Raw genomic sequence first — 26,598 nt, 5'->3', positions numbered from 1 at the left:
AACAGGTGAAAGAATGCAAGTAAAGGAATTTGATTCAGAGAATTATGATGTCGTCGTTGTAGGAGCCGGACATGCTGGTTCGGAAGCTGCACTAGCAAGTGCTCGCATGGGTCAAAAAACACTCTTAGTAACGATTAATTTGGACATGGTAGCATTTATGCCATGTAACCCTTCAGTTGGTGGACCAGCCAAAGGAATCGTCGTCAGAGAAATCGATGCGCTTGGTGGCGAAATGGGTAAGAATATCGACAAGACCTATATTCAAATGCGGATGTTGAATACAGGTAAAGGTCCGGCTGTTCGTGCCTTACGTGCTCAAGCTGACAAAAATATGTATCATCGCATGATGAAAGAAGTTTTGGAAGATGAACCAAATCTAACCCTTCGTCAAGGAATCGTTGAAAAATTGATTGTTGAAGACGGTGTCTGCAAAGGTGTCGTTACAGCTACTGGTGCTAGATATCATGCCAAATCAGTTGTTCTAACTGCTGGTACATCATCACGTGGTAAGATCATCATCGGTGAATTGACTTATTCATCAGGCCCCAATAACAGTATTCCATCAATCAAGTTGTCAGAAGACCTAGAAAAGAATGGTTTCAAATTGACTCGTTTCAAGACTGGTACACCTCCACGTGTCAACAAGTCGACAATCGACTTTGACAAGACTGAGGAACAACCAGGCGACAAGGAACCAAATCACTTCTCATTTGAGACACCTGATTCACAATATTTGCAGGATCAATACTCATGCTGGATGACTTATACTAATGCGACGACCCATGCAATCATTCGTGAGAACCTCAGTCGTGCGCCAATGTTTTCTGGTGTCATTAAGGGTGTTGGCCCAAGATATTGTCCTTCGATCGAAGACAAGATCGTGCGTTTTGCTGACAAACCACGTCACCAAATTTTCCTCGAACCAGAAGGTAAGGATACCGAAGAATATTACGTTGGTGATTTTTCAACTTCGATGCCTGAAGAAGTGCAATTGAAGATGTTGCATTCAGTTGCTGGCTTGGAACATGCCAAGTTGATGCGTCCTGGATATGCCATTGAATACGATGTTATCGAGCCTTGGCAATTGAAGTTAAATCTCGAAACAAAAGTTGTTAAGAACCTCTTTACCGCTGGCCAAATGAACGGTACTTCTGGATATGAAGAAGCTGCTGGACAAGGTTTGATGGCGGGAATCAATGCGGCATTGCGTGCGCAAAATAAAGATCCCTTTATTTTGCGTAGGGATGAAGCTTATATCGGCGTTTTGATCGATGACCTAGTTACAAAGGGTACGAATGAACCATATAGATTGTTGACAAGTCGTGCGGAATATCGCTTGATTTTACGACACGATAATGCTGATTTACGTTTGACAGACAAGGGTTATGACTTGGGACTGATCAACGATGACCGTTATGAAAAATTCGATGAGAAACGTAACGCTACAGAAGTAGAATTAAAGCGCCTAAGCCGTAAAATGGTTACCCCTAAAATGGCAGAACCATTCTTAACAAGTCATAATTTAAAAGGTTTGAAAGATGGTATCTTGGCTGATCATTTGTTAAGACGTCCGGAAGTTCATTATGAGGATATCATTGATATGATCGGTACTCCTGAAGATGGTCCAGTTGACCGTCGAGTTAAAGAGCAAGTTGAAATTGCTATCAAGTATGCCGGTTATATTAAGAAGGAACAATTGAAGATCGAACGTTTGAAGAAGATGGAATCTAAGAAAATTCCTGACCGCATTGATTATACGAAAATTGCTTCATTAGCAACTGAAGCTGTTCAAAAATTAAGTAAGATCAATCCGGAAACAATTGCTCAAGCAAGTCGTATCAGTGGGGTAAATCCAGCTGATATTGGAATTTTGAGTGTTTATATTGAACAAGGTAGAATTGCTAAAATAGCTGAATAAACAGATTAATATACTCGGACTTTGTGCAGTATATTAAATAAGACCTGCAATCTAAAATCAGATTACAGGTCTTATTTTTTTTGAATTCATAGGATAACGGTGTTATCCTATGAATGGAAATAGAGGAGGTTTTATTATGGTGGGATTAACTAACGGAACTAGAAATAACATTATTAATCTAACAATTGAACTCATCGATGAATCAGGATATGCCAGTATTTCCTTAAGAAAATTGGCAAAGAATTTAAACCTAACTACTGGGGCCTTTTATAAACATTTTGCTACCAAAGAACAACTCTTCACTGAAACGACCTTCAAATTATCTGAGATGATCGCAGGTAGTGCAATCAAAGATTTGAACGAACAGGATCCTTCAGAAAAACAAATTCTTCAATTAGCTTATTCACTATTAGAACAATATCAGACACACTCGAATATTATGGATTTTCTATTTTTTAATCCAACTTCTCAAAGCACAATTTCTGAAGTAACCTCCAATTTCAAATATTTGAACTTAATCGATCGATTGCTCACTCAATTAATCAGCGATAAAAATTTAAAAAAATCCAAAAACACTCTATTTATTCAACTCTGGTCATTTATCCAGGGCTATGGAAGTTTGATAAAAAATAATTCGACTCAGTTAGATAAGAAGCTAATAAAAATTACACTAAACGAATTTTTAAAGGAGTGAATTTCATGCCAAAATACCTCGTTGTTTATTGTCATCCATGGGATAAAAGCTTTAATCATGCAATATTGACCCAAGTGATTCATAATTTGGAAACTCATCATTCTGATTACAAAGTAATTGATTTATATGCTGAAAATTTTAATCCGATTTATGACGAAGAAGAAATGCGCTTATTTCATTCTGGACAAACGCATGATCCTCTTGTAACTGAATATTTATCCGATCTTAAATCCGCAAATAAGCTTATTTTTATTACCCCAGTCTGGTGGAATGATGTTCCTGGTATGTTAAAAGGGTTCATCGACAAAAGGTCATGAAGGAAGGACCTGGATTATCTCATGTTGTGACAAAGACTGGAATTAAAGGACTACTTACTAATTTATCGTCAGCATACGTGCTGACTACTTCAACCTCACCAACTTTTTATCTAAAACTATTTTGTGGAAATGGAATTAAAAAAATTTTTGTAAAAACTACTTTGAAACAAATTGGGATTAGAAAGTCGCACTGGATTAACTTTGGTAATGTGAGCAATTCATCCTTGAAGCAGCGACAAAAATATCTTGAGTCCATTGAAAAAAGTAATTTCTAAGTTAAAAATTTACTTTTTACAGAAAATTTACAATAAATATACGTTAAAAATATATTTGTTTTGTAAATTTATGTAAGAGGTGATGGTAGTGATTTTTTTGGTAGGATTCATTTTATTTTCACAAGTCTTTATCGTGTTTCTATTGGCTAGGGAAGAGTATCAACAAAAATTTTTAGTTTCTTTAGTCATGGCATTGTTGATCATTGTGCCAACAATTATAAGAGGTCTGGGTCTACGATTGTTAGCGACGTTTTTTATGGGAATTATTTTGTTATTTGTCGGTATTTTAACCAATAAAAAGTCATACATATACCTGGGCTCGTTATATGCGCTATTGATAGTGATTTCTTCTTCTTATTTAGTCTATATAACTCCTGAAGCATAGACTATAATTGTCAGTAAAAGTGCTGAGGTAAAAATTATGACAGTTATAGAAGACTACATAAAAACAGCTCCAAAAGCTCAACAAAGCAAGTTAAACGAAATGTATAGGATCTTAAAGAAAGAATTACCGGATGCAACCGAAAAAATAGCTTATGGTATGCCAACATTTTATTTGGATGAAAATATTGTTCACTTTGCCGCTTTTAAAAATCATTTAGGTTTTTACCCGACACCAAGTCCCATTGTAAAATTTGCGGATGAATTAAAGAAATACAAAACTTCAAAGGGCGCGATTCAATTTCCCTATGAGGAATCTTTGCCGGAAGAATTGATCAAAAGAATTGTTGAATTCAGAAAGTCAGAATTATAAAGGATGAAAAATGTGTGATTAACTGGAAACTATTTTTTTGTTTTCATTCATATTTCATTATTTTTAGATACTTTTCAGAAATATAGTAATATTATTTAAAATGAAGTCTCTCAAAAGATTTGTTATTTCAGAAAAAATTGAGAGGCTTTTTGTTTATGCTTAATTAAAATGATTTTTATAAAAAAACATCAGCACACTATATATAGATGCTAAAAATATTCTGTATACCATATGTTCCACATGAAACAATTTGACCTTGAAGACCGATATTTCAACACTTTGTTTGTAAGCGATGACAGAAGTTTGCTACACTATTTAAGAAAGTCGAGGTCTATCAATGGAAAAAATTGGTGTAATTGGATTAGGAAATATCGCTCAAAAAGCTTATTTACCAGTAATGGCTAGTTTACAAGATCAATATGAATGGCATTTAGCCACTAGAAATATCGAAAAGGGTCAGAAGTTAGCTACTAAATATGGATTTAGTCATCTGCATCAAACATTGGATCAATTGATTGCCGAGAAACCTTTGGCTGTTTTTGTACATACTCCAACTAGTACACATGCAAGTATTATCAAACAGTTATTGAATGCTGGAATCAATGTTTACGTAGACAAACCAGTTTCGGAAGATTTACAGGTCGTGGAAGAACTATACAAATTAGCAGCTGCGAATAACTTAATGCTGACATGTGGTTTTAATCGTCGGTTTGCACCGTTTAATCAAGAATTGAAACAAATTGCAGACAAACGCTTGATTACATCTGAAAAGATTCGTGAGAATTCACCGCAACCAGTTAAATTTGCCATATTTGATTTAATGATTCATTCCGTTGATACGGCATTGTATTTAATGGATGAACCGATTCAAAATGTTACTAATCATTTGGTCACTAGCGAGGGTAACCTTGAGCAAGGGTACATCACATTGTCATCAGAGCATGAACAAGTTCAGATAACTACTAGTCTAGTGGGTGGCATTAATTTAGAAAAATCCACGGTACAAGGTTCAACTGAACGTGATGAAGTTACTAACTTGAGTCTACTTAACAAATATCAAACTGGAGTAAATATCCAAGAGTCACGTCCCGATTGGGAACGTAATTTGATCACTCGTGGCTTTGAACCATTGATCATAGAATTCTTAAATGCAATAACTCACGATGGTACCAACCCAGTCAGTCCTGATTCCGCCATTTTGAGTCATAAAGTTTGTACCGATTTGCTTCAGACACTATAAAAATATTAATACAATATCTAGTGAGAACAAGTGTTTTTTATACCATATGTTCCACATGAAACAATTTGGATGAAAATAAAAATCCCAAATCGATTTTTCGATTTGGGATTAATGCTGTCATTCAGCTTTTCGATAACCATAAATAAAGTAGATCACGATACCGATGGCAAACCAACCAAATGATGCAATCCAGGAATTGATGCTGACTTGTGTCATTAATAAAATACAAAGACCAGCAGACAGAGCAGGGAACCACGGATAAAAGGGTACCTTGAAACCACTCTCTGGGACATCGGTTCGGCGTCGTAATCTTATAACGCCAATCGATACGAAAACAAAAGATAAAAGTGTGCCAATATTTACTAGACTGGTCAACTCTTTCATCGAAACAAAACCGCCTAATATTACTGCTAAAATAGTGATTGCATTGAGTGATGTCATAGGCATTTTTGATTTTTCGTCTATCTTTCCGAAGGCTTCAGGAATTAGTTTGTCACGACCTAATGCGTAGACCAGGCGAGATCCACCATAGATAGTATTGAGCATCATGGTAAACATGCCGGCAAGTGCGCCAATACTTATCAAAAAGGTTATCTTGCTGAGGCCGACCTCTTTGAGTGCAAAAACTACAGGGTCAGCAACATTTAATTTAGTATAATTGACCATTCCAGTTAGGACTGCGGCCATAATCAAATATAGAGCGGTACAGATGGCTAATGAAATCATTATTCCCGCAGGTATGTTTTTTTGTGGATCTTTGACTTCAGGAGCTGATGAAGGAATGACATCGAAACCTAAGTAAGCAAAGAAAACTAACGCTGCTCCTTTGACTACACCCATACCACCCATTGGGAAATAGGGATGGTAATTATTTGGCTTAATGTAGAATAATCCAATAATAATAAAAGCAATGATGACCGCAAGCTTAATGAACACGACGACTGTATTCATTTGTGCCGACGATTGGACACCACGTTTTAATAGGAAGTAGATCAATATCAAAATGATGACTGATGGTAGGTTGATATAAGTTCCCTCAGATGGGATAAATGGGCCGATCAATGCATGCGGTAAATGAATGCCAAAGTTATTGAACATGCTGACAAAATAAGCGGAGAATCCTGAAGAAACCGCCGCAACTCCTAGAATATATTCCAAGCAAAGAGCCCAACCGACGATCCAACCAGGAAATTGCCCAAAGATAATACTTCCATATGAATAAGTACTGCCGGCAACCGGAAAAGTAGATGCTAATTCCGCAAAACACATTGCAGCTAAGACACAGACAATGGCTGCCAGAATAAAGGAAATTGTAATCGCCGGACCAGAAGTGGAATAAGCAACAATACCAGGTAGGATGAAAATTCCAGTTCCGATAATGGAACCAATACCCATAGAAATCAAATTGTTCTTAGTTAGAGTTTTTGAAAAGTGCGAATCATCGGCGATATAACGCTTATAATCTGCCTTTTTAAATAGTTTTTTTAGCATAATGTCTCCTCTGTGACTTATACAGATTACGGGCTGATCAGGATTGATGTCAATAAAAAATAGCCCTTCGAAATAAAAAATAATTATTTCAAAAAGCTATTTATAATAGTTTAAAATTTAATTTTTAAAGTTTTGATGCAGCAGCATCGTCAAGAATCAAAGTTACGTCAGGGTGGTTTTGCAATGCACTTGCAGGAACATCTTCTGTAACAGGTCCGTTGACTGTTTTAGCAATAGCGTCAGCTTTGTTCTCACCGTAAGCAATTAAGATGATCTTCTTTGCTTTCATGATTGAACCAATACCCATTGAATATGCAAAACGAGGAACGTCTTTTTCATCATCGAAGAAACGCTTGTTAGCTTCAATAGTTGATTCTGTAAGAGCAACTTTACTTGTCTTACCATCAAGTGGTGAACCTGGTTCGTTGAAACCAATGTGACCGTTTCTACCGATACCTAATACTTGAACGTCGATAGGATTATCAGCAATGATCTTGTCATATTGTGATGTTGCGGCTTCAGCGTCAGGATTTGAACCATCAGGAACGTATGAATTCTTGAATGGTTTCTTGCTGAATAGATGCTCATTCATGAAGTAGTGATAACTTTGGTCATTGTCAGCCTTTAGACCGACATATTCGTCCAAGTTAACAGATGTCATGTTTGAAAAATCAATGTTGCTGTTTGTCATTTCGTTGTACATAGTGATAGGGCTGCTACCAGTTGCCAAGCCCAAAACCTTGGCACCATTGTTGATTGCAGTAGCGATAATATTGAAGGCTTCTTTACCGCCTAAATCTTGATCTTTAACTTTAATAATATTCATAATTTATAATCTCCCATCTCTTTGTCTGGTCTAGTCCAATTTAACGTTTTTTAAGGTGAAAGTCAATTAAAAAAGACCAGATTATGAAAAAAAACAAAAATTTTAGCATAAACAATGCAAAATTGTTGGAACTTCGGTATATTTTGAGAGTGAGAAAAAGTAAAGAGGCTTAAAATTTGGAAAAAATATATGAAGTAACCAGAGGTAAGGTAAATATCAAAGTTACCGGTGACCTCGAAAGTGATAAAAAAGTTATCGTATTGATCCCTGGAATTAACGGATCAGTTGATTATTATGATGAGATAACACCTTATTTGCAAAAAAATTACACCGTTGTGTCTATTGATCTGTTAGGACAAGGCAAGTCTAGTAAATCTAAGGACGACGAATATGATATGGACGTGCAAGCCTGGGCAATTCTGGAAGGAATCGCCAGACTTCGTATAACTGAGAACATGATCCTATTTGGCTATGGCATCGGTGGCTTAATTGCCAATAGAGTCGCAGAAGTACGTGATTTTAGCGTTTCTAAGTTAGTTCTGCTCAATACACCGGCTAATGAAAAATACGCTGAGATGGACGCTAATTCGTCATTTGCAGCTATTCCATTATTAGGTAAAATGGCCAAGTCACCAGTGAAAGCTGGTTTGTACTTTGCGAAGGATTTTGACACCTCTAAGTTGAAGAATCCTAACGTGATCAATGATGCTGCCAATGCTGTTGATCGTAAGATTGCTAAAAAATTAAGTAACATGGCCAATAATTATTTGGAAGATAAAGCAATGAACAAACGCCTTCGGGCTACAGATCTTGCTACATTGGCTATTTTCTCTGATGACGATCAAATCTTGACTGAAGCCGGAATTAAAGACGCTAAGGCAACAATAGGACGTGTGCCACATCTTACAATGAAAGATTTGAAAGGTGCTGGTCATGTTGGTATGATCGAAAAACCTGAAGAAGTTGCTGATATGATTATTGATTTTGATGAGAACGTTGAAGATGTTCTTAAGGTTGATATGTAAATTTTTGATTGGGATGCCTGACTGATTTTTGGTTGGGTGTTTTTTTGTTTGGGGATGAAAAAAGCACCTGGTTTTTGTGGCCAGGTGCTGGTTCTTAACTACATGAAATGACGTACTTCTAAAACGAATTACCAGTAGGTGAAAACAAGGAATTTGGTTCTTAACTACATGAAATGACGTACTTCTAAAAGGACTTAGCTCTTGTTACTACAGCTACACAAGGTTCTTAACTACATGAAATGACGTACTTCTAAAACTTTAAATCCCGCTTGTAAAGCTAAAAACGTGGTTCTTAACTACATGAAATGACGTACTTCTAAAACCTATGTTCACTTCTTTTTAACAGAAGGCAGGGTTCTTAACTACATGAAATGACGTACTTCTAAAACGCACCACACATCGGATTAATGCAATGGTGGGGTTCTTAACTACATGAAATGACGTACTTCTAAAACCCTAGTGAAGGCAAGATGTGGTGCTTAAAAGGTTCTTAACTACATGAAATGACGTACTTCTAAAACAATTTGATGACTTCATTGAAAATAGCAATTGGTTCTTAACTACATGAAATGACGTACTTCTAAAACGAGGGAACATGCTGTATGTCTGATTCCGTGGGTTCTTAACTACATGAAATGACGTACTTCTAAAACGATAAGCCCCAGTTTTGCGCATAGTGTGGGGGTTCTTAACTACATGAAATGACGTACTTCTAAAACCACCTACTTAACGTTAACTTTAAGTGTTAATAGTCAAATCGAACGTGATCCTCATCAATCGAATAAATTCGGGTGTTCAGGCCGGACTTCTTCAACGTCATTGGATACGATTCGAGACTCACTACAGCTAACTTGATGGATTTCAGGTAATCATTCAATTCATTAAGTTGTTCTAAACTACATAGGCGTTCTAACCCATGAAATAGTAATAATCTCTTATCACTAAATTCTACATAAAATCTAACTACTGATTGAAGTTTATCATAATAATTCTGCCAGTTACTACTATCTATCTTAAAATCTTTGGATTTTAATAATTTTATTAATTCAGGTAATAGATCATATTCAAAAGTTTCATCATAACTACTTGTTGAGTCAAATATGAGTTCATTAATTTCATGATTCAATTTTTCAATCCGGTCTTGATTGATAATTTGGTTATCAAAGACGATTTTTTGAAGAACCAATTTTAAATTTCCAGTTGAGTTGAGTTCAAAACTGGTCAAATCGCCAATCATTGCGACCTGTTTTAGGGATGTTTTTAAATTGTCTTTTTCATCTACATAAAAGTGAATGTATTGATCGATATCATCTACAAAAGTTTCGTGTTTTTTTAATTGATTCAATACAAATAGAAAGGATGTATATTCTTCTTTGCATTGAACATTTAAAAAAGTAATTCCATAGTCAATATCGAATGGATCATAAGGGTATATAGTAATGGATTCTGGACTCATATCACTACCAACCTTTCAAATCTTCTATCAGGAGTATCTTTCTTTTTTCCGGTAAGATATCTCATCGCTTCATATTGCTTCTCAGTAATAGGTAGTGCTTGAATCAATCCTTTACTGGGAGCATAAAGTTCTACTTTGTTAGTTAAAAACTTGGCTGATGTAGCATCAATCAAGACACATGTATAGATTGATTCTTGCATCTTTGTGAATCCATCCAAGCGTAATTTTTTCATGAATTGCCGATAGTTTCTTCTATCCTGTGAAGTCAATGTTGGTAAGTCAAACATGATCATTAGTCTCATAACCCTACACCTCATCCTTAAGTTCCACCTTAGCTATAGATTGTTTTTTAGCATCTAAAAACTTGAAGCAGTTTTGAACGTGTTGGTTAATAGCATTTTTGAGAATGTAATTCTTATCATTATAAGTTATTTCTTTTTCCAAAACGGCGAGTATATCTAGCTTTGTACCTTCGTCAAAGGTATCATCATTGTGCTCAATGACGATTTGATCGACAAATTGTCTGAACGGTTCCATCAAGTCGCTAGAAAGATTGAAGTCGTTTTGATTACTGTGGTGATGTATTCCAAGTTGGGTCAGATAACCTTGTGCGATAATTTCCTGGTTGACAGTCGATAATAATATTGTGTAACCATAATTGAGCATCTTATTGATATCATCCTCAGGATCACCACGTGAGAAGTTACTTCCGAAGAGGGCAGGAAAGTACTTCATGGCAATAATTGCTTCACGATTAGTTCGGTCATTATCTTTCATATTATTGAATTCATCGATCACTTCAGTTGTATCCAGTTTTTGTTGTTTCATAACAGCAATTTGATTTTCAATTTTATTGGTAACAATATTGGTCCAAAGAAGTTCTTTTTTCGGTATTGGCCAAGAAAATTGCTTATCAATATTTTGATTTCGATTGTTATTTGAATAATAACCGTTAAGTTCAGAGCATGGATTATGATCGTTGTCACAGAAGATAATTTTAATATCCGCTTCAGTTAACTTAGATATTAAGTAACCAGTTATTACCACTTGTGTTGTTGCGACCAAGATACAACTGATCTGATGAAAAGGAATCTCTGTGATTTCAGTTGTTTTCTGTACTAGCAGATGATTAGATTTGTAAGACAATTTGCACTTAGAAGTTACATATACCGTTTCCCATCCCATAATTATTCTCCTTTATATTGATATTTTTATAGGGATAACTTATAATGAACTTGTTCAAACTACATGAAATGGCGTACTAAGTTAAAATCAACATTTATGTTAAATAGTCTTAATTGACTGCTCCCGCGTGGGGGCTATTTTTTTTGCCCTTTTTTGGCTAATCTATGTGAATTTTTGATTCATATAGACCTGTTGGTGATTGGTATATAAAGTCTGAGTTTGAAAATTCGTAACCATTCATTTTTCTACCAAATGCTTGATTCTTTATATTACCAAATTTCAATTTTGCATTAGTTGAATTAGCATGAAGCAGATTCAATATTTGCTCTATTACAGATACTTGTTTTTCTTCAGGTACTTGATCCATAGCGTTAATATTTTCTGTAAATCGTTTAAATTCACTTTGATATCCGGGATAGAAATTTTCCATTTTGGACAATATATTCATATATATATTTTTTATGAAATTATCATCATAACAACCGAGGATGAATCTGTAGTTATCCAATGTGGAATGTTCCAATAGAGATAATAGTGCGGATTCACCATATGACATGACTAGTTGTTTATTGTTTATCATTTCTGTACCCGATGGTAGAGAAACTAATCCTTTGTCAGAGCTCTCAACAATTTGTCCAATAGGTACCTTATTTATCAAAATCTCAATTTCTTTCTTATGCTTAGTATTGTCAGAAATCCACTGGAGTTTATTGATCCTACCAGCGTCAATTTCGTGAGCAATACGCACAGGGATATTAACTAGTTTTTTCTTGTCATCTATGTTGACTAATGTAGAGTACGAAGGTTTATCACTAGTATATCCACCATAAATATAAGGGTCCACGCCTTTCTTAAGGGGTATAAGTTTCTTTTTGTCATCAGGAGCTTGAATCGTAGCATTATACAAAGCACCATCATAGATATGAGTCTGCTTAGTAATGTTATATTGCTTGAATTTAAATGTCTTACTGATATTATCTTTGATCTTTTGATCCCAAATAATTTCACCATTTTGCTTATTAACTTGAGTCTTACCATTGAACATTGAACCAATAATAAATCCATTACGTGAATAAAGGGGAACCTTACCGTCTTTCTTTCTGGCCTCTTTCTTCAAGTCTTCGAAGAACTTAGAATAAGCATCAAAAGCAAGTCGCATGTTATCACGTGGATATTTTTTCAATTGATAGGTTCCAACAATTGTTGAAATATATGCATCTTGAGCATGATGAAAATCGTTGACATTTCTATTTTTTACGAATTCAGGATGTTCGTAGTGGTAGGTTTCCTTATTAAGATGACTGAAAGCATCACGGAATCCCATTCCTAATCCAGCACGTGTTTCGATAATTTGTGTATCTGGGTAAATACTATCGAGAATATTGGCAACGTTCTTAACCATTTGTGAAGTCTGAACTAATTGACGATTGATGAAGCCTTCTTGTTGTCGTTCAGTAACCTGTGTTCTAGTTAAATTGGCAAACTTTTTAGGTCCCATTAGACCGGCTTCCTTGAGATATTGCCAGCGGTTAGTGTTATTTACAATGACATCATTTGGTAAGAGTAGATCATCTAATTTTCTTTGATTTTCATTGGCTTTAACAAGTGCTTTATTTTCAAGTGAATCGTCCTTGATATAGGACTGTGGCAAAATGTGATCGACCTGATAATCTGTTGTGAATAAACGATTGATATCGATTTCTGCATTGCTATATAAGCTCTTACCCATTTGTGAGAAATACAACATTAGTCGCTCGTTTGATAGAGCGTTTTTTTTGTCTTTCATCAGATTTTTTAAATCATCGGTAGGGTATAATGCGTTTTTTAATTCAGATGCTAAGTTTCTAGTGATGTCTGCTAATTCTTTATATTTCTTTTCTAATTGTTTATATCTGGAATTAGTAATTGTACTATCTTTATCGTCACGTGTGAATTCAATAAAGATATGTTCAGGAGCATGTTTCATAAACTTAGATAGTTCTTGAACAATGACGATGGCTTGCCAAATACCACGTTTTAAAGCGGGGGAACCAGGTAATTCATTGACGAGATCGAGTGGCTTTTTATTATCAGCATCCCCAACATTATTATGTTTGATTTGTTCTTCAAAATTATATTTATCATCACGAATAATTTCCATAAAATTACTCTTTGTTTGCCACATCAAATCGATAATTGAATGCTCACTTGGTTGGTGTTCGTTACCAATCTTCGTCTCAATGAATAATTGTGTAAGCAATTTGTTAGAAAATCGTCCCCAACCTTGATAACGAATAGAGGCTAATTTATTGATTTGTTCGTCAGTATATAGACCGGAATTTTTAAGCTTCAATTTAAGAATTTGTCGATCTTCAAAAACAGTTTGCCATTCAATAACTTCTTCTAAATGCTTAAGATTTTTATTGTCATCAACAAAATCACTACCGAATATTGGAACTAGTTTACGATATGAGGACAGACTAGATAAAAACTTGGTTTTATCGGATAATCCATGAACTTCAGGTGCTGAATAATAGCTTTCTTTAATCAACCAATCTTTGAGACGTTTTGTGGATACTGTAGTGTGTTTCTTAAATAGCTCATTGTAGATACGCTGTTTTACTTCAACGGATAATCTCTCTCCGTTGTCAGACTCTTCACCAGTACTCTTAATTCTGACATTATTAAGTTCACTTAATACTTCGTACTTTTGATATATTAGGCTGTACTTAGGTACAACTGGTTCACCAATCAAGTAAGTATCTGTGGCAGTCATACGACGAATAAAGTTATTTGACGATTTTTCACGGTCAACCTTTTCATCAAAGTTCCATGGACGAATTGGTCCATCAGCTTTTCTTTCCATCCAAGCAAAATCACTCTTATCTTTACATTGAAGAGGTCCGACGTAGTATGGAATTCTAAAGTTAATTAATGATAGAATTTTATCTTTGTTTTCCTTCAAGAATGGATAGTACTGTGATTGATTGTCAATTATTTTAAGTAATTCATTTTCGTTAAGTTGGAATGGAATAACTCCATTTTCGCTTGTTCTTTGTTTTAATAGATATTGACGTTTTTCGATTTTCTCTAAAGAGGTTTGAGAATAGGTATCATCTTTTGTCGATAGATATTTTTTAATGTCTTTATAGAAATCATCAAGATTGTATTTACCATCATCAAGATATTTATCGTAGGCGATTCGTGCTTTTTTAACAGCAGCAGAATCTTCGTCATTTCTCCATAATGTCTTAAGTTGCATTAAGTCTTCATGATGGGACTCGTACTTGATAACCTGGGCAAAGCTCAAATAAGTTTCACCATTGAGGATATCATTTAAAACAATTGTGCTATAAATAGGATTTGCTAATTCAATTATAGAATATTGTTCATCGGTTAATTTTTCTTGGGTATCGCTAAGCTCAGTCTCAATTGTATTTGAAGAAAAACTAATAGATATTTTATCAGTGGATTCAATATCGAATAATTTAGTCAAATCTGCTTTGTTACCAACCAATAATGTAAATACTTGTTTATATAACTGCTTCATATCCTTTTCAGGATTCACCAAAGTTAGGATATCACTGACCTTATGACTAGGGCTCCAGTTTTTCTCAAGTAAAATTTCACTAATTTTTTTAAAATTTACTCCTTCAGGTAGGCTTAGACCAAATTGATCTAATGATTGATTTAGTTCTAATAAGGTATTTTCAAGTCCTTTGTTCATTTTTGAAACATCGAAGTTTTGGTGTTCATATGTGAAGTTACCACGGTATTTTAAAATATTATGAATTACTAAATAAACCAAACGAATATCAGCTTTTTGTGTATCTTCAATTAAATGTTTTCTAAGATGAAAAATAGTGGGATATTTGTCAAAATATGTTTTGTCATTGAATCCTTTATCAATAAATAAATTATATTCATCACGAGTTCTTGTTTTATCCTTCTTAGATATCCAAGTGTATTTCATGCGATTCAAAAAACCTGGATCAGCTTTAAATAATTCGTCCGCAAATATTTCATCTAACCAGTTTAAACGATTACGGCGTCTTCGGTAACGTCTTCTAGCTGAGCGATTTGAACGTCTTTCGGCAGCAGTCTCTGCTGTATTGAATAAACGTACTCCCCAAAGGTTTTTCTTTTTTGCATGCAATAAATTATAATTATTATCCGTAACTGCCCAGCCAACAGAGCCGGTACCAATATCTAACCCAATGTTAAATTTGGTTGTTTTTCTATTCATAACTTGTTCCCTCCTAGTTTGTAACAAGTACTAAAACACTTTAATTCTATCAAAACTGAAAATGTTTTACGTGTTTTTATGGGAAATAATGTTTTTTTTACCTAAGGTTTGACATATCTCCAATATCCATCAATAATCAAAGGTAACAAATAAGAAAGTAGGGATAAACATGGCATCACATGAAGCTTTACTTATTATTGATTACACGAACGATTTTGTAGCGGACAAAGGTGCATTGACTTGTGGAGAAGCCGGCCAAGCTATTGAGCCAAATATCATAAAACTAGCTGAAAACATGCGCAAAAATGATGATTGGGTTTGGCTGCCAACTGATTTGCACATTCCATTTGATCAGTATCATCCAGAGTCCAAGCTTTTCCCAGCTCACAATGTTGAAGATACATGGGGTAGGGAATTATATGGTGAGGTTAAGCCTTGGTATGAGAAGCACCGCGACGAGGATAACATCAAACAATTTCCTAAGACTCGTTACAGTGCTTTTGCCGGCACTGACCTAGATATTAGACTTCGTGAGCGTGACGTTGATACGTTGCACTTAGCTGGTGTCTGTACTGACATTTGTGTCTTACACACGGCAATCGACGCTTATAACTTGAACTACAAGTTAGTAATTCACAGTTCATGCGTGGCATCATTCAATCAAGCTGGTCATGACTGGGCGATGGAACATTTTGAAAAAGTATTAGGAGCTAAAATCGTAAAATAGTGCAAAAAAATAAACTTCCATTTGGAAGTTTATTTTTTTATGTTTCTAACTTGTTTTTTGACCAAATAATGATCGATGTGACTGCCCAAGAATAGTGGAACTTTTTCCTCGGTAACATCACTGAATTCTAAGCCATACCACATGGCCGGTGACAAGGTAAGGTTTTGTAAGAGGATACGTCCACCAATCAAGTATCTGTCCCAGCTATTCATATGCTCCTGAGCACCAAGATCTTGGAATTGTTCGTTTAGGATAACGAATTTGAATGATCCGACACGGCGATCTGGCATCATAGAATAATCAGGTGTCTGTGAATCAATTACGTGATCAGTCATCAAACCGTTGACGATTTGACGAATATAAATATTAACATGTTGTGACTTCTTGAATCCTAGATTCAGTTGAACATTGACGACATTTCTGGTATCCATCATATCGACATTATAGTTACATTCATAAGGCTTGTCCGTTTGATTAACGGTGATGAACCAGTAGACTTTGGCACGTTTAGGTTCTTGATCAAGAATCGAATAGATGATCGAACGTTTGATGGAATAGTCTGACCCGATCCGGTTCAAGAAGACTAGGTTAGTCGCATATAGTGGTACACGTTCATCGTTACTCAATTTTTCCAGTTGGGGAATGTAATTGAGTAGTGAGACGGACTGGCTTTCATCCAAGTACATATCACGACGCTTGTTACCGAAGTACCAAACGACCATGATCATTAGAATGATTGTCGTGATAATTACGGTAATATAACCGCCATGAACGAATTTTACTAAGCTAGAAATAAAGAAGAGAGTCTCGAGTGTGAAGAAGAAGCTGACAAAAATTGTTGCAGCGATGGGATGCTTTTTCATGATGATGAATTGATGCAATAGGATCGTTGTCATTAACATTGTCAAGGTGATGGCAAGTCCATAAGCGGCCTCCATGTGTTCGGAAGTCCTAAAACTCCAGACGATGCCAAGTGTCACTAAGCATAGTAACCAATTAACTGATCCGATATAGAGTTGGCTCTTACTATCGCCGGGAAATTTGACCCTTAATCGGGGTAGTATCTTGAGGCCAATGGCTTCTTCGACCAGTGTATACGAACCAGTAATCAAAGCTTGAGAGGCGATGATAGCTGCCATTGTCGCAATCAGAATAGCAAATATTTTTGTTTGTCCAGGTAGCATTTCGTAGAACGGATTGATTGTATTTAGGTTCATGTATTGTTTGTCCAAATAATGTGACATGACCCAAGCACCTTGACCCAAGTAATTGAGCATCAGCATGGTGTAAACAAATGGCCACGTAGCGTAGATGTTATACTTACCCACTTGTCCCATATCGGAATACAGCGCTTCGGCACCAGTCGTGGCTAGGAAGACACTACCAAGAATAAATATTCCAACGTGATTGACTGGACTGGTCAGAATCTTGATTGCATAAATTGGTGATAGGGCGCGTAAAACGGTCCAGTCACTAGTGATATTTATCAGTCCCATGATACCGATGAAACTGAACCAGATCAGCATAATGGGTCCAAATGATTTACCGATCCGATCGGTACCAAACTTCTGAATGACGAAGATAGTCAACAGAATAACTGTGACCATGATCAGAATAACGCTTTGATCGTTGGACATAGTGAAGTTACCTAGTGATTGCCCCTTGAGGCCTTCCATTGCCGAAGTGACGGTAACAGCAGGAGTTAGTGTGCCATCAGCTAAGAGGGCAGAACCGCCAATTAGAGCGGGGATAATCAACCATTTCTTGGATCGTACCAGTGCAAATAAGGCGAAGATACCACCTTCACTGTGGTTATCAGCTTTCATTGCAATACAGATATATTTGATCGTAGTGATCAGCATCAAAGTCCAAAAGATCAGCGAAATACTGCCAATGATATATTCAGGAACAGCTTCTTTCATTTTACCAGCATCGTTGATTATAGCGTTCATAACGTAGAGTGGTGAGGTACCAATGTCACCATAAACGATTCCCAAAGTTATCAGCATACCTAATTTTGAAAATGAGGATGTCGTTTTTTTCATTATCTAATCCTCCTAATCTGCAAAGGTGATACTAGTCTGAAATTATAAAAATAACAATAAAAGAGCACTATAAATTTTTCCTTTGGTGCCGCAGATGGTTAGGATTGTTTTGCCGATGTTGTTCATCCTTCAAGGATTGAATTTCATTTTCCAGTTCACTCAATACTTCAATCTGCATTTTTTGGATATCTATCAAGTGAGGCCATTGGACCTCATTTAATTGATCAAATTTTTCATGAAGAACACTGATTTCTTTTTCAGATTTGCTGTTAGTCCGGTAGTCATTTTCAGCATCGAATCTATCACGATCGGCCTGACGATTTTGACTCATCATAATAATTGGTGCCTGAATGGCAGCAATACAGCTTAAGAACAAATTGAGTAAGATAAACGGATAGGGGTCGAAGTTAATTCCGAATAAGTGAACAATATTAATTGCCATCCAGACGATCAGAATAATGACAAAGGTAATAATAAATCCCCAGCTACCACCGAATCTGGCGACGGCATCTGATAATTTTTGACCGCGGGTAAGTTTGCCATGAATAGTATCATTTAAATTACGGATCTCATAAGTATCCTTCGACAATTCTTTTTGCAGTTCAGAATTCATGCGACGGTCGATCTCTAGATCATGATCGATGACATTCTGCATATTTGTGAGTCGAATGATTTGTAAGTCACGAAGGCAAATGAAACTGGAATCTTTTGCAAAGTCATTTTTATGCTTTATTTCCTGTTGAAGGGTCGTGTTCAAATCTCTTAAAAAAAGACCCTCCGTTGGAGAAAAGCGATTTTGGCATATGATGCAGTGTTGTGTTTTTTTGACTGACATGAATATCACCTCACATTTACCAAAGATGTTAATATCTTTCTATTAATAAAACAATTTAAATAGACTGAATTAGTTATGATAATACGAAATGTCAATTTGACAACAAAAAAAGACCTCTAAAGAGATCTTTTGTAGTTTATAAATTAAATTGTACCCTTCTTGATAGCTGTCTTGAGTCCGGCAACTTCCATCAAACTTCTGTCTCCTGAGAGATGTTTGAGTAGTGAAGCTGTGTGGCCCTTGAACTTATAACCTTTGCTCAAGATTTCAGCGATACCGTGGTTTTGTCCAAGTGAAGCAATAGTACCAAGTGAGTTGTAGACGAATGGTTTGAGTTCTGCACCGCTCAAAGCTGCACCGATATTGTTAGCTACAGAAACACCTTCAGCTGAAGCGAGTTGTCCAGTTGTTGGTAATGGACGTTCTTGTCCTTCAGGGATCATAGCTGAATCATCACCGATGAAGAATGCTTCAGGGTGATCTTCAAGATTAAGGAACGATGTCGTCATGACACGGTTTCTTCTAGCTTCAATGCCGGAATCTTTGATAACATCACTACCACTGACACCAACGGTCCAAAGAATTGTGCTTCCTTCGACCTTTTTCTCGGTGTCGCCGTCCATATAAACAACAGCTTTAGGCTCGATCTTAGTGATCTTAGCACCGGTTAGAAGCTTGATGCCATTTTTTTCAAGGTATGAAACAGCATAACTAGCAAGGTTCTCGTCAAACATAGGAAGAATTCTTGTGGCCATTTCTAGACATGTAACTTTAATTTCAGGAACGCCATATTTGGCTTTGAGGATCTTAACAGTATCTACTAGTTCCCCAAGAATTTCGATACCAGTAAATCCAGCACCACAAACAACGATACTTAAGTCAGCTGGATCTTGTGATTCTTTGTAATTAGCGATATTTTTGTTCATTGTTTTATATATATTTTTGGCTGTGTCTAAGTCTTGGAGGATGAGGGCGTTATCACTAGCACCTTCTAGGCCAAAGTCTTCTGAACGGAAACCAAGAGCTACGACAATATAATCATAAGTAATATCATCGTGATCATCGAATTGAACTGTCTTGTTATCGAGATCAAGGTTTTTGACCGTTGCTTGAATGAAGTTGACGCTTGAAGGGAGAACAGAACGAATATCAAAACTAACAGCATCTGCTCTTGTTGTACCTGCTGCAATCATGTGTAGTCCAGTTTTTTCAACGTGCAATGCATTTTTATCTACTAAGTCGATTTGTGTTCCTGCTGGTGTTGATTTGGCAAGGTCACGAGCGGCCGTTAACCCACCGTATCCAGCGCCTAATACTAAAATATGTGCCATAATAACCTTCTCCTTCATAATAGTTGATTGAAAAATTGTTTACGCTACCATTATATATCTTTTTATCAAATAGGTGGTACTGATAAGATTATATAGGGTTTTTACTAATAGAGTGTTTCAAGAAAAATGGTGCCAAAATCGTAATCAAGATAATACTGATAATAACTGATGAATAATATTCCTCAGATAGTAGTTGAACACTAAATCCAACCTGTGCAACTATCAGTGCCATTTCACCACGAGAAATCATTCCAGAACCAATAACGTATGAATCTTTCATGTCGAATCCGGAGATTCGTGCTCCGAACCCTGCACCAATCAGCTTACCAACTATGCCTGTAATAGTGAAGAGTAGAATTAACCAAAAATCTTTGATTAAACTAGCAAATTGTAGATTCAATCCGATACTAATAAAGAAAATTGGAATAAAAACTGAATAACCAATAATCTCAATATTTTGATTGATCTTGTTGTTGTAATTAGGTGAGTTAGAAATTGCAATACCAGCCACAAAGGCACCTAAAACAGAATCTAGCTTAACCCAATCGGCAAAGTAAGCGAAGATCAAACAGACTACTAGAGCCGTGATAGTGGGAGCATGTGTGGCTTCTAAGTAGTTTGCTAGATGCATGATCTCTGGTACGATCCAACGATAGGCGACATATGTGACGATGACAAATAAGATCCAGAGTGCTAATAAGATCCAGAGTGCTAATAAGATCCAGATTTTTTTCATTGAGAAATGCCCGGTTAAAGTTCCTGACATAACACTTAAAATCGAAATTGCCAAAATATCGTCTGCTACCGCAGCACCTAAAATAACCGTTCCCGAGGTACTCGATAAATAATTCAAACTCTTCAAAACTTCAACTGAGATGGAGACTGAAGTCGCAGCAAAGACAACTGAGATGAAGATGCTTTCACGCAAATTGATCCCAAATGCAATCGAAGTTACGAGCGTCAAAGCAACTGGAAGAATAACCCCAAAAATAGCTACCGTAATGCTTGGTCCTAAATGCTTACGCAATAAATTCAAGTCACTTTCAAGTCCCGCCAAAAACATCAGCATAATAACGCCAATGTTAGCGAATAACTCTAATTCATGCGTCGGTTGAACAATATTTAGTAGTCCACGACCCAAAATGACTCCAAGTATCAGCTGCCCAATCACGGCTGGTAGGTTCATTTTGTTGAAAATGTGACTAACAATCAAAGTTAGGAAGAGCATTAAAGCCAGAAGGGTTATAAATTCCATTTGTACTCCTATTCTTTTTTGATACCGTGAAGAAAAATCTTGATCATAGTATTCAAATTGGCGATATTTCGTTTGCGACGAGCTTCGCTATACTCGATATAAGGTACAAGCATTGTCAAAAAAGTTCCTACTTGAACAGGGATCGATAGATCAGATCTAAGTTCGTTCTTGTGTGCTTGGAAAATATTGAATAGTACTTTGTAGTAACCGCCGTCCCAATTCTTACTGATTTCTTTTTTTTCTTCGTCAGTAAAAACAGTATCCAAATCATGTCGCAACATGAAAAGATTAAGTTTGAAGTTCTCAACCATGAATGTCGAAATAGTTGTCAACATTTCATCAAAGGGGAGATCCTTGCTACGATTATATTCAGCATACAATTTTTCACTGAATCCGCCGACCTCGTGTTCGATAGCTTTGACGTATAGAACTTTCTTATTCTTGTAGTAATGGTACATATTTGGTTGAGTGATGTTCAACTCTTGAGCAATTTTTCTAGTAGATGTAGCTTGATATCCTTGAGATAAGAAGTCTTTAGCGGCTACTCGCAAGATTGCATTCTTGGTGTTTTCCGCTTGTTTATCACGTGAATTCATTTTTTTATCCGTCCTCATGTTCATTGTTTCCATTATAGCCTATTGTGACTTAATTTTTGTGTCAGTTATCATATGATAATAAGATATTTCGATAAAAAAAATAAAGACCACAAATTTGGTCTTTATTTTTTCTCTCTTATGATATAAATCGGACGCTTTTTGACCTCTAAGAAGATCTTACCGATATATTCTCCCAAGATACCAATACTTAATAATTGTATTCCACCAATCAAGAGGATGATCGAGACCATCGAGGCCCAACCAGTAACACTGCTAAGTGGATAAATCAATTTACGAATGATAATTCCAATAATAGCGAGGACGGAAACGCCGGAGAAAAATATTCCCATCCAAGTGGCAAACATCAGTGGACGTTCAGTGAAATCGATGATGCCGGTTATAGCGTATTTGAGTAGTTTCCAGAAGTTCCAAGAAGTAGTACCAGCAACACGTTCACGATTCTTGTATGGTAAATATTTAGTTCTGAAGCCGACCCAACTGAAGATACCTTTTGAGAAACGATTGTATTCAGTCATTGATAGAATTGCATCGACCATTTGACGTGTCATTAGTCGATAATCACGAGCACCAGGGATGATCTTTGTTTGTGACATTTTATTGATGACACCGTAGAAGCCATTTGAAAAGAAAGAAATAATTGGATTTTCGCCGTCACGATCCATTCTGGCGGTTCCAACACAGTCGTATTCATCTGTTTCTAGCATATCAAACATCTCATCAAGCATTTCTGGTGGATCCTGTAGGTCGACATCCATAACGGCGACATAGTCGCCAGTAACAGCGTTGAGACCAGCATAGAGAGCTGATTCCTTACCGAAGTTTCTTGAGAAAGTAATATAGTGTACTTCGTCAGGATGGGCAGCTTGTAGTTCTTTTAGTACCGGATAAGTTTTATCCCTTGAGCCGTCGTCCACAAACCAATATTCAAATTTGAATTTATTACTATCATTTTTAACCTTAGTCATAGCGTCATAATATAAATTGATTGTTTCTTCTTCGTTATAACAGGGCACAATTACGGATATGGTTTTCATATTCTTATTCACTTTCCTAGGTTTGATTAAAAAAAAGGTACTCAAACGGATGAGTACCCATCATATTACTATTATATTTCTAGTGATTCAGGTAATGCAAGGTTGCTACTGTTAGAAGTTCTAATAACACTCACACTGATATCGCGATTTGTTTCACTTTCAATAGCGTGAAGGTCTTTGCTGAATTGGACTAAGATGTTTGTTACGTCTTGGTTCTTATCAAGTGACTTGATTACATTTTCAATATTGTCAGATACATTTTGAAGTAGTGAGATTGTTTGGTCACTATCCAATTTGTCCTCTTTGATAATCAATTGATAGAGTTGATCGTCAATACTTCCGACAAAGATAGCATTTTGAGTATCAGGTGAGATACTTTCGAGCCACCAAGTGATAAGTTCAGCTTTGCTGTTAAAGTCGTGTTCTAGTAAGCCATTCTTATCGAATAATTGGTAACTTGTTGGTTTGCTGTCTTCAAAGATAATTGTTAGGACAATTGATCCATCTGTTCGATAGAAGTTTTGTTCTGTAAGAACTTTTTCTTTGTTGAAGTTTTGAACTGATGACAATTGTCCAGCAGCATTATAAATATTAGCTTTAACAACTTGATCGTTCTTGTAGTAATTGATACGATCGATTTTTTTATCATCATTAGTGTTGTCATATTCAACTGTCATTAACAAAGTATTGCCTTGGTCATAAATAACAGTGTCATGTGATTTGACGTCAGTCCTAGTTACCCAACCGTCATTTTCTGGGATTTCAACCGTCTTATCAGTTGGATTAGGACTGGCTTGAAGTTGGTCGAATAAGCTGACAACATTTGGAATGTGTACTTTAGCTAGCTTAGCGTTATGATCAACTAATTCATTTAAGTGATTGTTGTAGAAAGTTGAAACTAATGTAACGGGCTTTTGTAGTTTAGCTTCCAGGAATTGAACCATATCGAAGACATCACGTTGTTGTGATTCGGTTTCGAAGGAATCGGCCGTTACATAATAATCTTTATCTTTATCCAAGTAGACGTCACGGACCAAATAAGCTGAATGGAAGACATCCTTAATGTATTTTCCGAGGTAGTCAATGTTACCATTAACTTCTTCTAATTCAGATTCGATCTTTTCGCGTTCGTCAGCTAGGCTTTGAAGGTGTCTCTCAAGACCAGCTTTTGTTTCAATACGATAATTACGGTCATTTTTGATTTTATCTTCAATTTGATTAGCTTTTGACTTCAACATATCAATGTTGGAACTGGTGCCATTAATATTTTTATTAGTTTCATCAAGCTCTGTTTGAAGTGAATCGATTGTAGCTTTGATGTCATTGATCTTAGATTGAATATCTTCGCGTTCTTTGTATAATTTATCGATCGACTTCTTTTGTTCTTCCATAAGGACCATCATCTTTTGAAGGTCTTTTTCTTCCTTGATAGAAGAGGACATGTCAGCTTCAGACTGTTCATTCTTAGTCAATTCATCTTGCGCATTGCTTAGTTTTGATTGGTTGTCGGAAATTTTATCGGATAATTCTTGTTGTTGTGTTTTGAAATTATCTAGTAATTCGTTTTGTTCTTTTTGATCAGCATGAACTCCAGCTAGACGTTCTGTTTCGGCGTCGTCGTTTTGAGCCTTAATGTCAGCTAGTTTTTCATTTGATTCCTTTTGATCACGTTTGAGGGTACCTAAATAATTATCAAGAGTATCTTTTTTAGTCTCATGTTCATCTTTTTCTGAGAAAAGATTTGTTTTTAGATCGTTACGTAGTTGAGCGTAGTGGTGTGAAAGTTGGTCCATTTGCTCTTCAATATTGACACGTTTGTCATGAGTTGTTACAGGAAGTTGTTCTTTTTCCTCTGCTTTTTCTTCGACAACTTCATTTTTTTGGTCAGTATTTTGACTTTTTTCGTCGGTTGACGAATTTTCTTGAGGTGCCTTAGAGGAAGCGGTATCAGTACTTGGAGCGCTCTTCTCTGGATCTGCATCTATCTTGCGTAATATATCTAAAAATTTCACGAATGAATTCCCCCAACAATTGACTTATAATAGTTACTAAAGAGTAGCATTTTTTTAAAGTGGTGTAAAGCTGTTGTGAAGCCTATCAAGCTACCACTTGAGCTAAATGTTAACATCAAAAATAAGGGAGATTTATGTATGAAGATAATGGCCATAAATGCAGGGAGTTCAACTTTGAAGTGGAAGCTGTTCGAAATGCCTGAGAAGAAGACAATTGCATCAGGTATGATCGATCGTTTGGGTTCGCCTAAATCAGTTTTCAAACTCAAGTATAACGGTGAGAAGTTTGAACATGAAGAAGCTATCGAGTCGAATGAGATTGCGGTGCTGTCAGTTCTTGATGCTTTAAAAGATAGAGATATCATTCAAAGATTCGAAGATATTGTAGCATTTGGCCATCGTGTCGTTGCTGGTGGAGAAGAATTCAAGAAGTCTGAAATCGTTACCGAAGAAAATCTTAATAAGATTCTTCAATTGTCAGAATATGCTCCATTGCACAACAAAATTGAGGCTTATTACATCGATGTGTTTAAAAAATTAGTTCCAAAGGCTATTCAGGTAGCTGTCTTTGATTCATCATTTTTTGCTGATATTCCAGAAGTTAATTATTTGTACAGTGTTGATTTAAACGACTACAAAGAATTCAAAGCACGTCGTTATGGTGCTCATGGTACGAGCCACCGTTATATTGCCCAACGACTAAATGAATTGGTCGATGGTGGAATTGAAGATAAGAATGTCATCGTTATGCATTTAGGTAGTGGTGCGTCGATCAGTGCGATTAAGAATGGTAAAGCATTTGATATTTCAATGGGATTCACCCCACTGGCTGGTATTACAATGGGTACTAGAAGTGGTGATATTGATGTTTCTATCTTGCCATATTTAATGAAGCACCTTGGCTTAACGGATATCGATGATATGATCGAAATTTTAAATCACAAATCAGGGTTACTTGGGATTTCTGGTGTATCAGCTGATATGCGTGATATTGAAGCTGTTCAAGATACTAATGAACGTGCTAAATTAGCATTGGATATTTTCCGTAATCGTATTGTTAAGTATGTTGGCTCATACATTGCTGAAATGGGTGGTATTGATGTTTTAGCATTTACAGCTGGTGTTGGTGAAAATTCTCCAGAAGTGCGTGAAGATATTTTAGAGTCATTCAGTTATTTAGGCATAAAAACAGACACTGAGGACAACAAGTTACGTGGAAAAGAAGTTCGTATTACAACGGACGATTCCAAAATTGCTGCATACACAGTGCCTACTGATGAAGAATTGATGATTGCGCAAGATACTTATGGATTTGCACAATTGTTGAATAAATAAT

Annotated in this window: 20 protein-coding genes, 1 pseudogene and 1 CRISPR repeat array; of the genes and pseudogenes, 8 read left to right on the top strand and 13 right to left on the bottom strand. The window is 36.1% G+C overall.

Going from position 1 to position 26,598, the window contains the following annotated elements; genetic code table 11:
- Positions 1-13: 13 nt before the first annotated feature.
- The 5 genes and pseudogenes from mnmG to EKM68_RS04615 all read left to right on the top strand — a co-directional run bounded on the left by mnmG (position 14) and on the right by EKM68_RS04615 (position 5,198).
- On the top strand, positions 14-1,918 hold the full coding sequence (gene mnmG, locus EKM68_RS04635) for a tRNA uridine-5-carboxymethylaminomethyl(34) synthesis enzyme MnmG (RefSeq protein WP_125588494.1): 1,905 nt from the start codon (positions 14-16) through the stop codon (positions 1,916-1,918).
- A 136-nt stretch (positions 1,919-2,054) separates the two neighbouring features.
- On the top strand, positions 2,055-2,612 hold the full coding sequence (locus tag EKM68_RS04630) for a TetR/AcrR family transcriptional regulator (protein WP_164509354.1): 558 nt from the start codon (positions 2,055-2,057) through the stop codon (positions 2,610-2,612).
- A gap of 5 nt (positions 2,613-2,617) precedes the next feature.
- A pseudogene (locus EKM68_RS04625) lies at positions 2,618-3,204 on the top strand (NAD(P)H-dependent oxidoreductase).
- A 421-nt stretch (positions 3,205-3,625) separates the two neighbouring features.
- Complete coding sequence (locus EKM68_RS04620) at positions 3,626-3,958, top strand: iron chaperone (RefSeq protein ID WP_125588492.1); 333 nt, start codon at positions 3,626-3,628, stop codon at positions 3,956-3,958.
- Between the two features lie 337 nt (positions 3,959-4,295).
- A complete protein-coding gene (locus tag EKM68_RS04615; protein WP_125588491.1) occupies positions 4,296-5,198 on the top strand; it encodes a Gfo/Idh/MocA family protein in 903 nt (300 codons plus the stop codon).
- 117 nt (positions 5,199-5,315) lie between these two features.
- On the opposite strand, the gene EKM68_RS04610 is transcribed toward EKM68_RS04615, so the two are convergent.
- Both EKM68_RS04610 and EKM68_RS04605 read right to left on the bottom strand, forming a co-directional pair.
- Positions 5,316-6,689: an APC family permease gene (locus tag EKM68_RS04610; protein ID WP_125588490.1), complete on the bottom strand. Its 1,374-nt coding sequence runs from the start codon at positions 6,687-6,689 to the stop codon at positions 5,316-5,318.
- A 124-nt stretch (positions 6,690-6,813) separates the two neighbouring features.
- Positions 6,814-7,515: a glucosamine-6-phosphate deaminase gene (locus tag EKM68_RS04605; RefSeq protein WP_125588489.1), complete on the bottom strand. Its 702-nt coding sequence runs from the start codon at positions 7,513-7,515 to the stop codon at positions 6,814-6,816.
- 176 nt (positions 7,516-7,691) lie between these two features.
- Here EKM68_RS04605 and EKM68_RS04600 point away from each other — a divergent pair, with 176 nt between their 5' ends.
- A complete protein-coding gene (locus EKM68_RS04600) occupies positions 7,692-8,540 on the top strand; it encodes an alpha/beta fold hydrolase (protein WP_125588488.1) in 849 nt (282 codons plus the stop codon).
- 89 nt (positions 8,541-8,629) lie between these two features.
- A CRISPR array of direct repeats spans positions 8,630-9,259; the repeat unit is 36 nt; unit sequence GGTTCTTAACTACATGAAATGACGTACTTCTAAAAC.
- Positions 9,260-9,285: 26 nt separating this feature from the next.
- On the opposite strand, the gene csn2 is transcribed toward EKM68_RS04600, so the two are convergent.
- The 4 genes from csn2 to cas9 all read right to left on the bottom strand — a co-directional run bounded on the left by csn2 (position 9,286) and on the right by cas9 (position 15,406).
- A complete protein-coding gene (csn2, locus tag EKM68_RS04595; RefSeq protein ID WP_125588487.1) occupies positions 9,286-9,996 on the bottom strand; it encodes a type II-A CRISPR-associated protein Csn2 in 711 nt (236 codons plus the stop codon).
- Positions 9,993-10,298: a CRISPR-associated endonuclease Cas2 gene (gene cas2, locus EKM68_RS04590; RefSeq protein ID WP_225422963.1), complete on the bottom strand. Its 306-nt coding sequence runs from the start codon at positions 10,296-10,298 to the stop codon at positions 9,993-9,995. The genes csn2 and cas2 overlap by 4 nt, the downstream gene beginning before the upstream one ends.
- Positions 10,299-10,302: 4 nt before the next feature.
- Positions 10,303-11,181, bottom strand: coding sequence for a type II CRISPR-associated endonuclease Cas1 (gene cas1, locus EKM68_RS04585; protein WP_125588485.1), 879 nt, complete (start codon positions 11,179-11,181; stop codon positions 10,303-10,305).
- Between the two features lie 157 nt (positions 11,182-11,338).
- Complete coding sequence (gene cas9 / locus EKM68_RS04580) at positions 11,339-15,406, bottom strand: type II CRISPR RNA-guided endonuclease Cas9 (protein ID WP_125588484.1); 4,068 nt, start codon at positions 15,404-15,406, stop codon at positions 11,339-11,341.
- Between the two features lie 169 nt (positions 15,407-15,575).
- Here cas9 and EKM68_RS04575 point away from each other — a divergent pair, with 169 nt between their 5' ends.
- The gene (locus EKM68_RS04575; RefSeq protein WP_125588483.1) at positions 15,576-16,133 is read left to right on the top strand and encodes a cysteine hydrolase family protein; all 558 of its coding nucleotides are present in this window, start codon (positions 15,576-15,578) and stop codon (positions 16,131-16,133) included.
- 29 nt (positions 16,134-16,162) lie between these two features.
- On the opposite strand, the gene EKM68_RS04570 is transcribed toward EKM68_RS04575, so the two are convergent.
- From EKM68_RS04570 to EKM68_RS04540, 7 genes are all read right to left on the bottom strand, one after another.
- Entirely contained in the window at positions 16,163-18,178 is a 2,016-nt protein-coding gene (locus tag EKM68_RS04570) for a KUP/HAK/KT family potassium transporter (protein WP_125588482.1), read from the bottom strand.
- Positions 18,179-18,245: 67 nt separating this feature from the next.
- Positions 18,246-19,013, bottom strand: a complete 768-nt coding sequence (locus EKM68_RS04565) for a DUF1003 domain-containing protein (protein ID WP_125588481.1) — start codon at positions 19,011-19,013, stop codon at positions 18,246-18,248.
- A 143-nt stretch (positions 19,014-19,156) separates the two neighbouring features.
- A complete protein-coding gene (locus EKM68_RS04560; RefSeq protein WP_125588480.1) occupies positions 19,157-20,344 on the bottom strand; it encodes an NAD(P)/FAD-dependent oxidoreductase in 1,188 nt (395 codons plus the stop codon).
- 88 nt (positions 20,345-20,432) lie between these two features.
- Positions 20,433-21,599 carry a cation:proton antiporter gene (locus EKM68_RS04555; protein WP_125588479.1) on the bottom strand — a complete coding sequence of 389 codons (1,167 nt, stop codon included), beginning with the start codon at positions 21,597-21,599 and terminating at the stop codon, positions 20,433-20,435.
- 8 nt (positions 21,600-21,607) lie between these two features.
- Positions 21,608-22,195, bottom strand: coding sequence for a TetR/AcrR family transcriptional regulator (locus EKM68_RS04550; RefSeq protein WP_125588478.1), 588 nt, complete (start codon positions 22,193-22,195; stop codon positions 21,608-21,610).
- A 122-nt stretch (positions 22,196-22,317) separates the two neighbouring features.
- On the bottom strand, positions 22,318-23,250 hold the full coding sequence (locus tag EKM68_RS04545) for a glycosyltransferase family 2 protein (protein ID WP_125588477.1): 933 nt from the start codon (positions 23,248-23,250) through the stop codon (positions 22,318-22,320).
- 71 nt (positions 23,251-23,321) lie between these two features.
- On the bottom strand, positions 23,322-25,262 hold the full coding sequence (locus EKM68_RS04540; RefSeq protein ID WP_125588476.1) for a coiled-coil domain-containing protein: 1,941 nt from the start codon (positions 25,260-25,262) through the stop codon (positions 23,322-23,324).
- A 138-nt stretch (positions 25,263-25,400) separates the two neighbouring features.
- Between EKM68_RS04540 and EKM68_RS04535 the strand changes: the two genes are divergently transcribed.
- On the top strand, positions 25,401-26,597 hold the full coding sequence (locus tag EKM68_RS04535) for an acetate/propionate family kinase (protein ID WP_125588475.1): 1,197 nt from the start codon (positions 25,401-25,403) through the stop codon (positions 26,595-26,597).
- The last annotated feature ends 1 nt before the right edge of the window (position 26,598 follow it).

The organism is Companilactobacillus jidongensis (assembly GCF_003946575.1).
Taxonomy (GTDB): Bacteria; Bacillota; Bacilli; order Lactobacillales; family Lactobacillaceae; genus Companilactobacillus; species Companilactobacillus jidongensis.
Note: the sequence above shows the minus strand (reverse complement) of the source record. Positions and strands in the feature narration are given on the sequence as shown.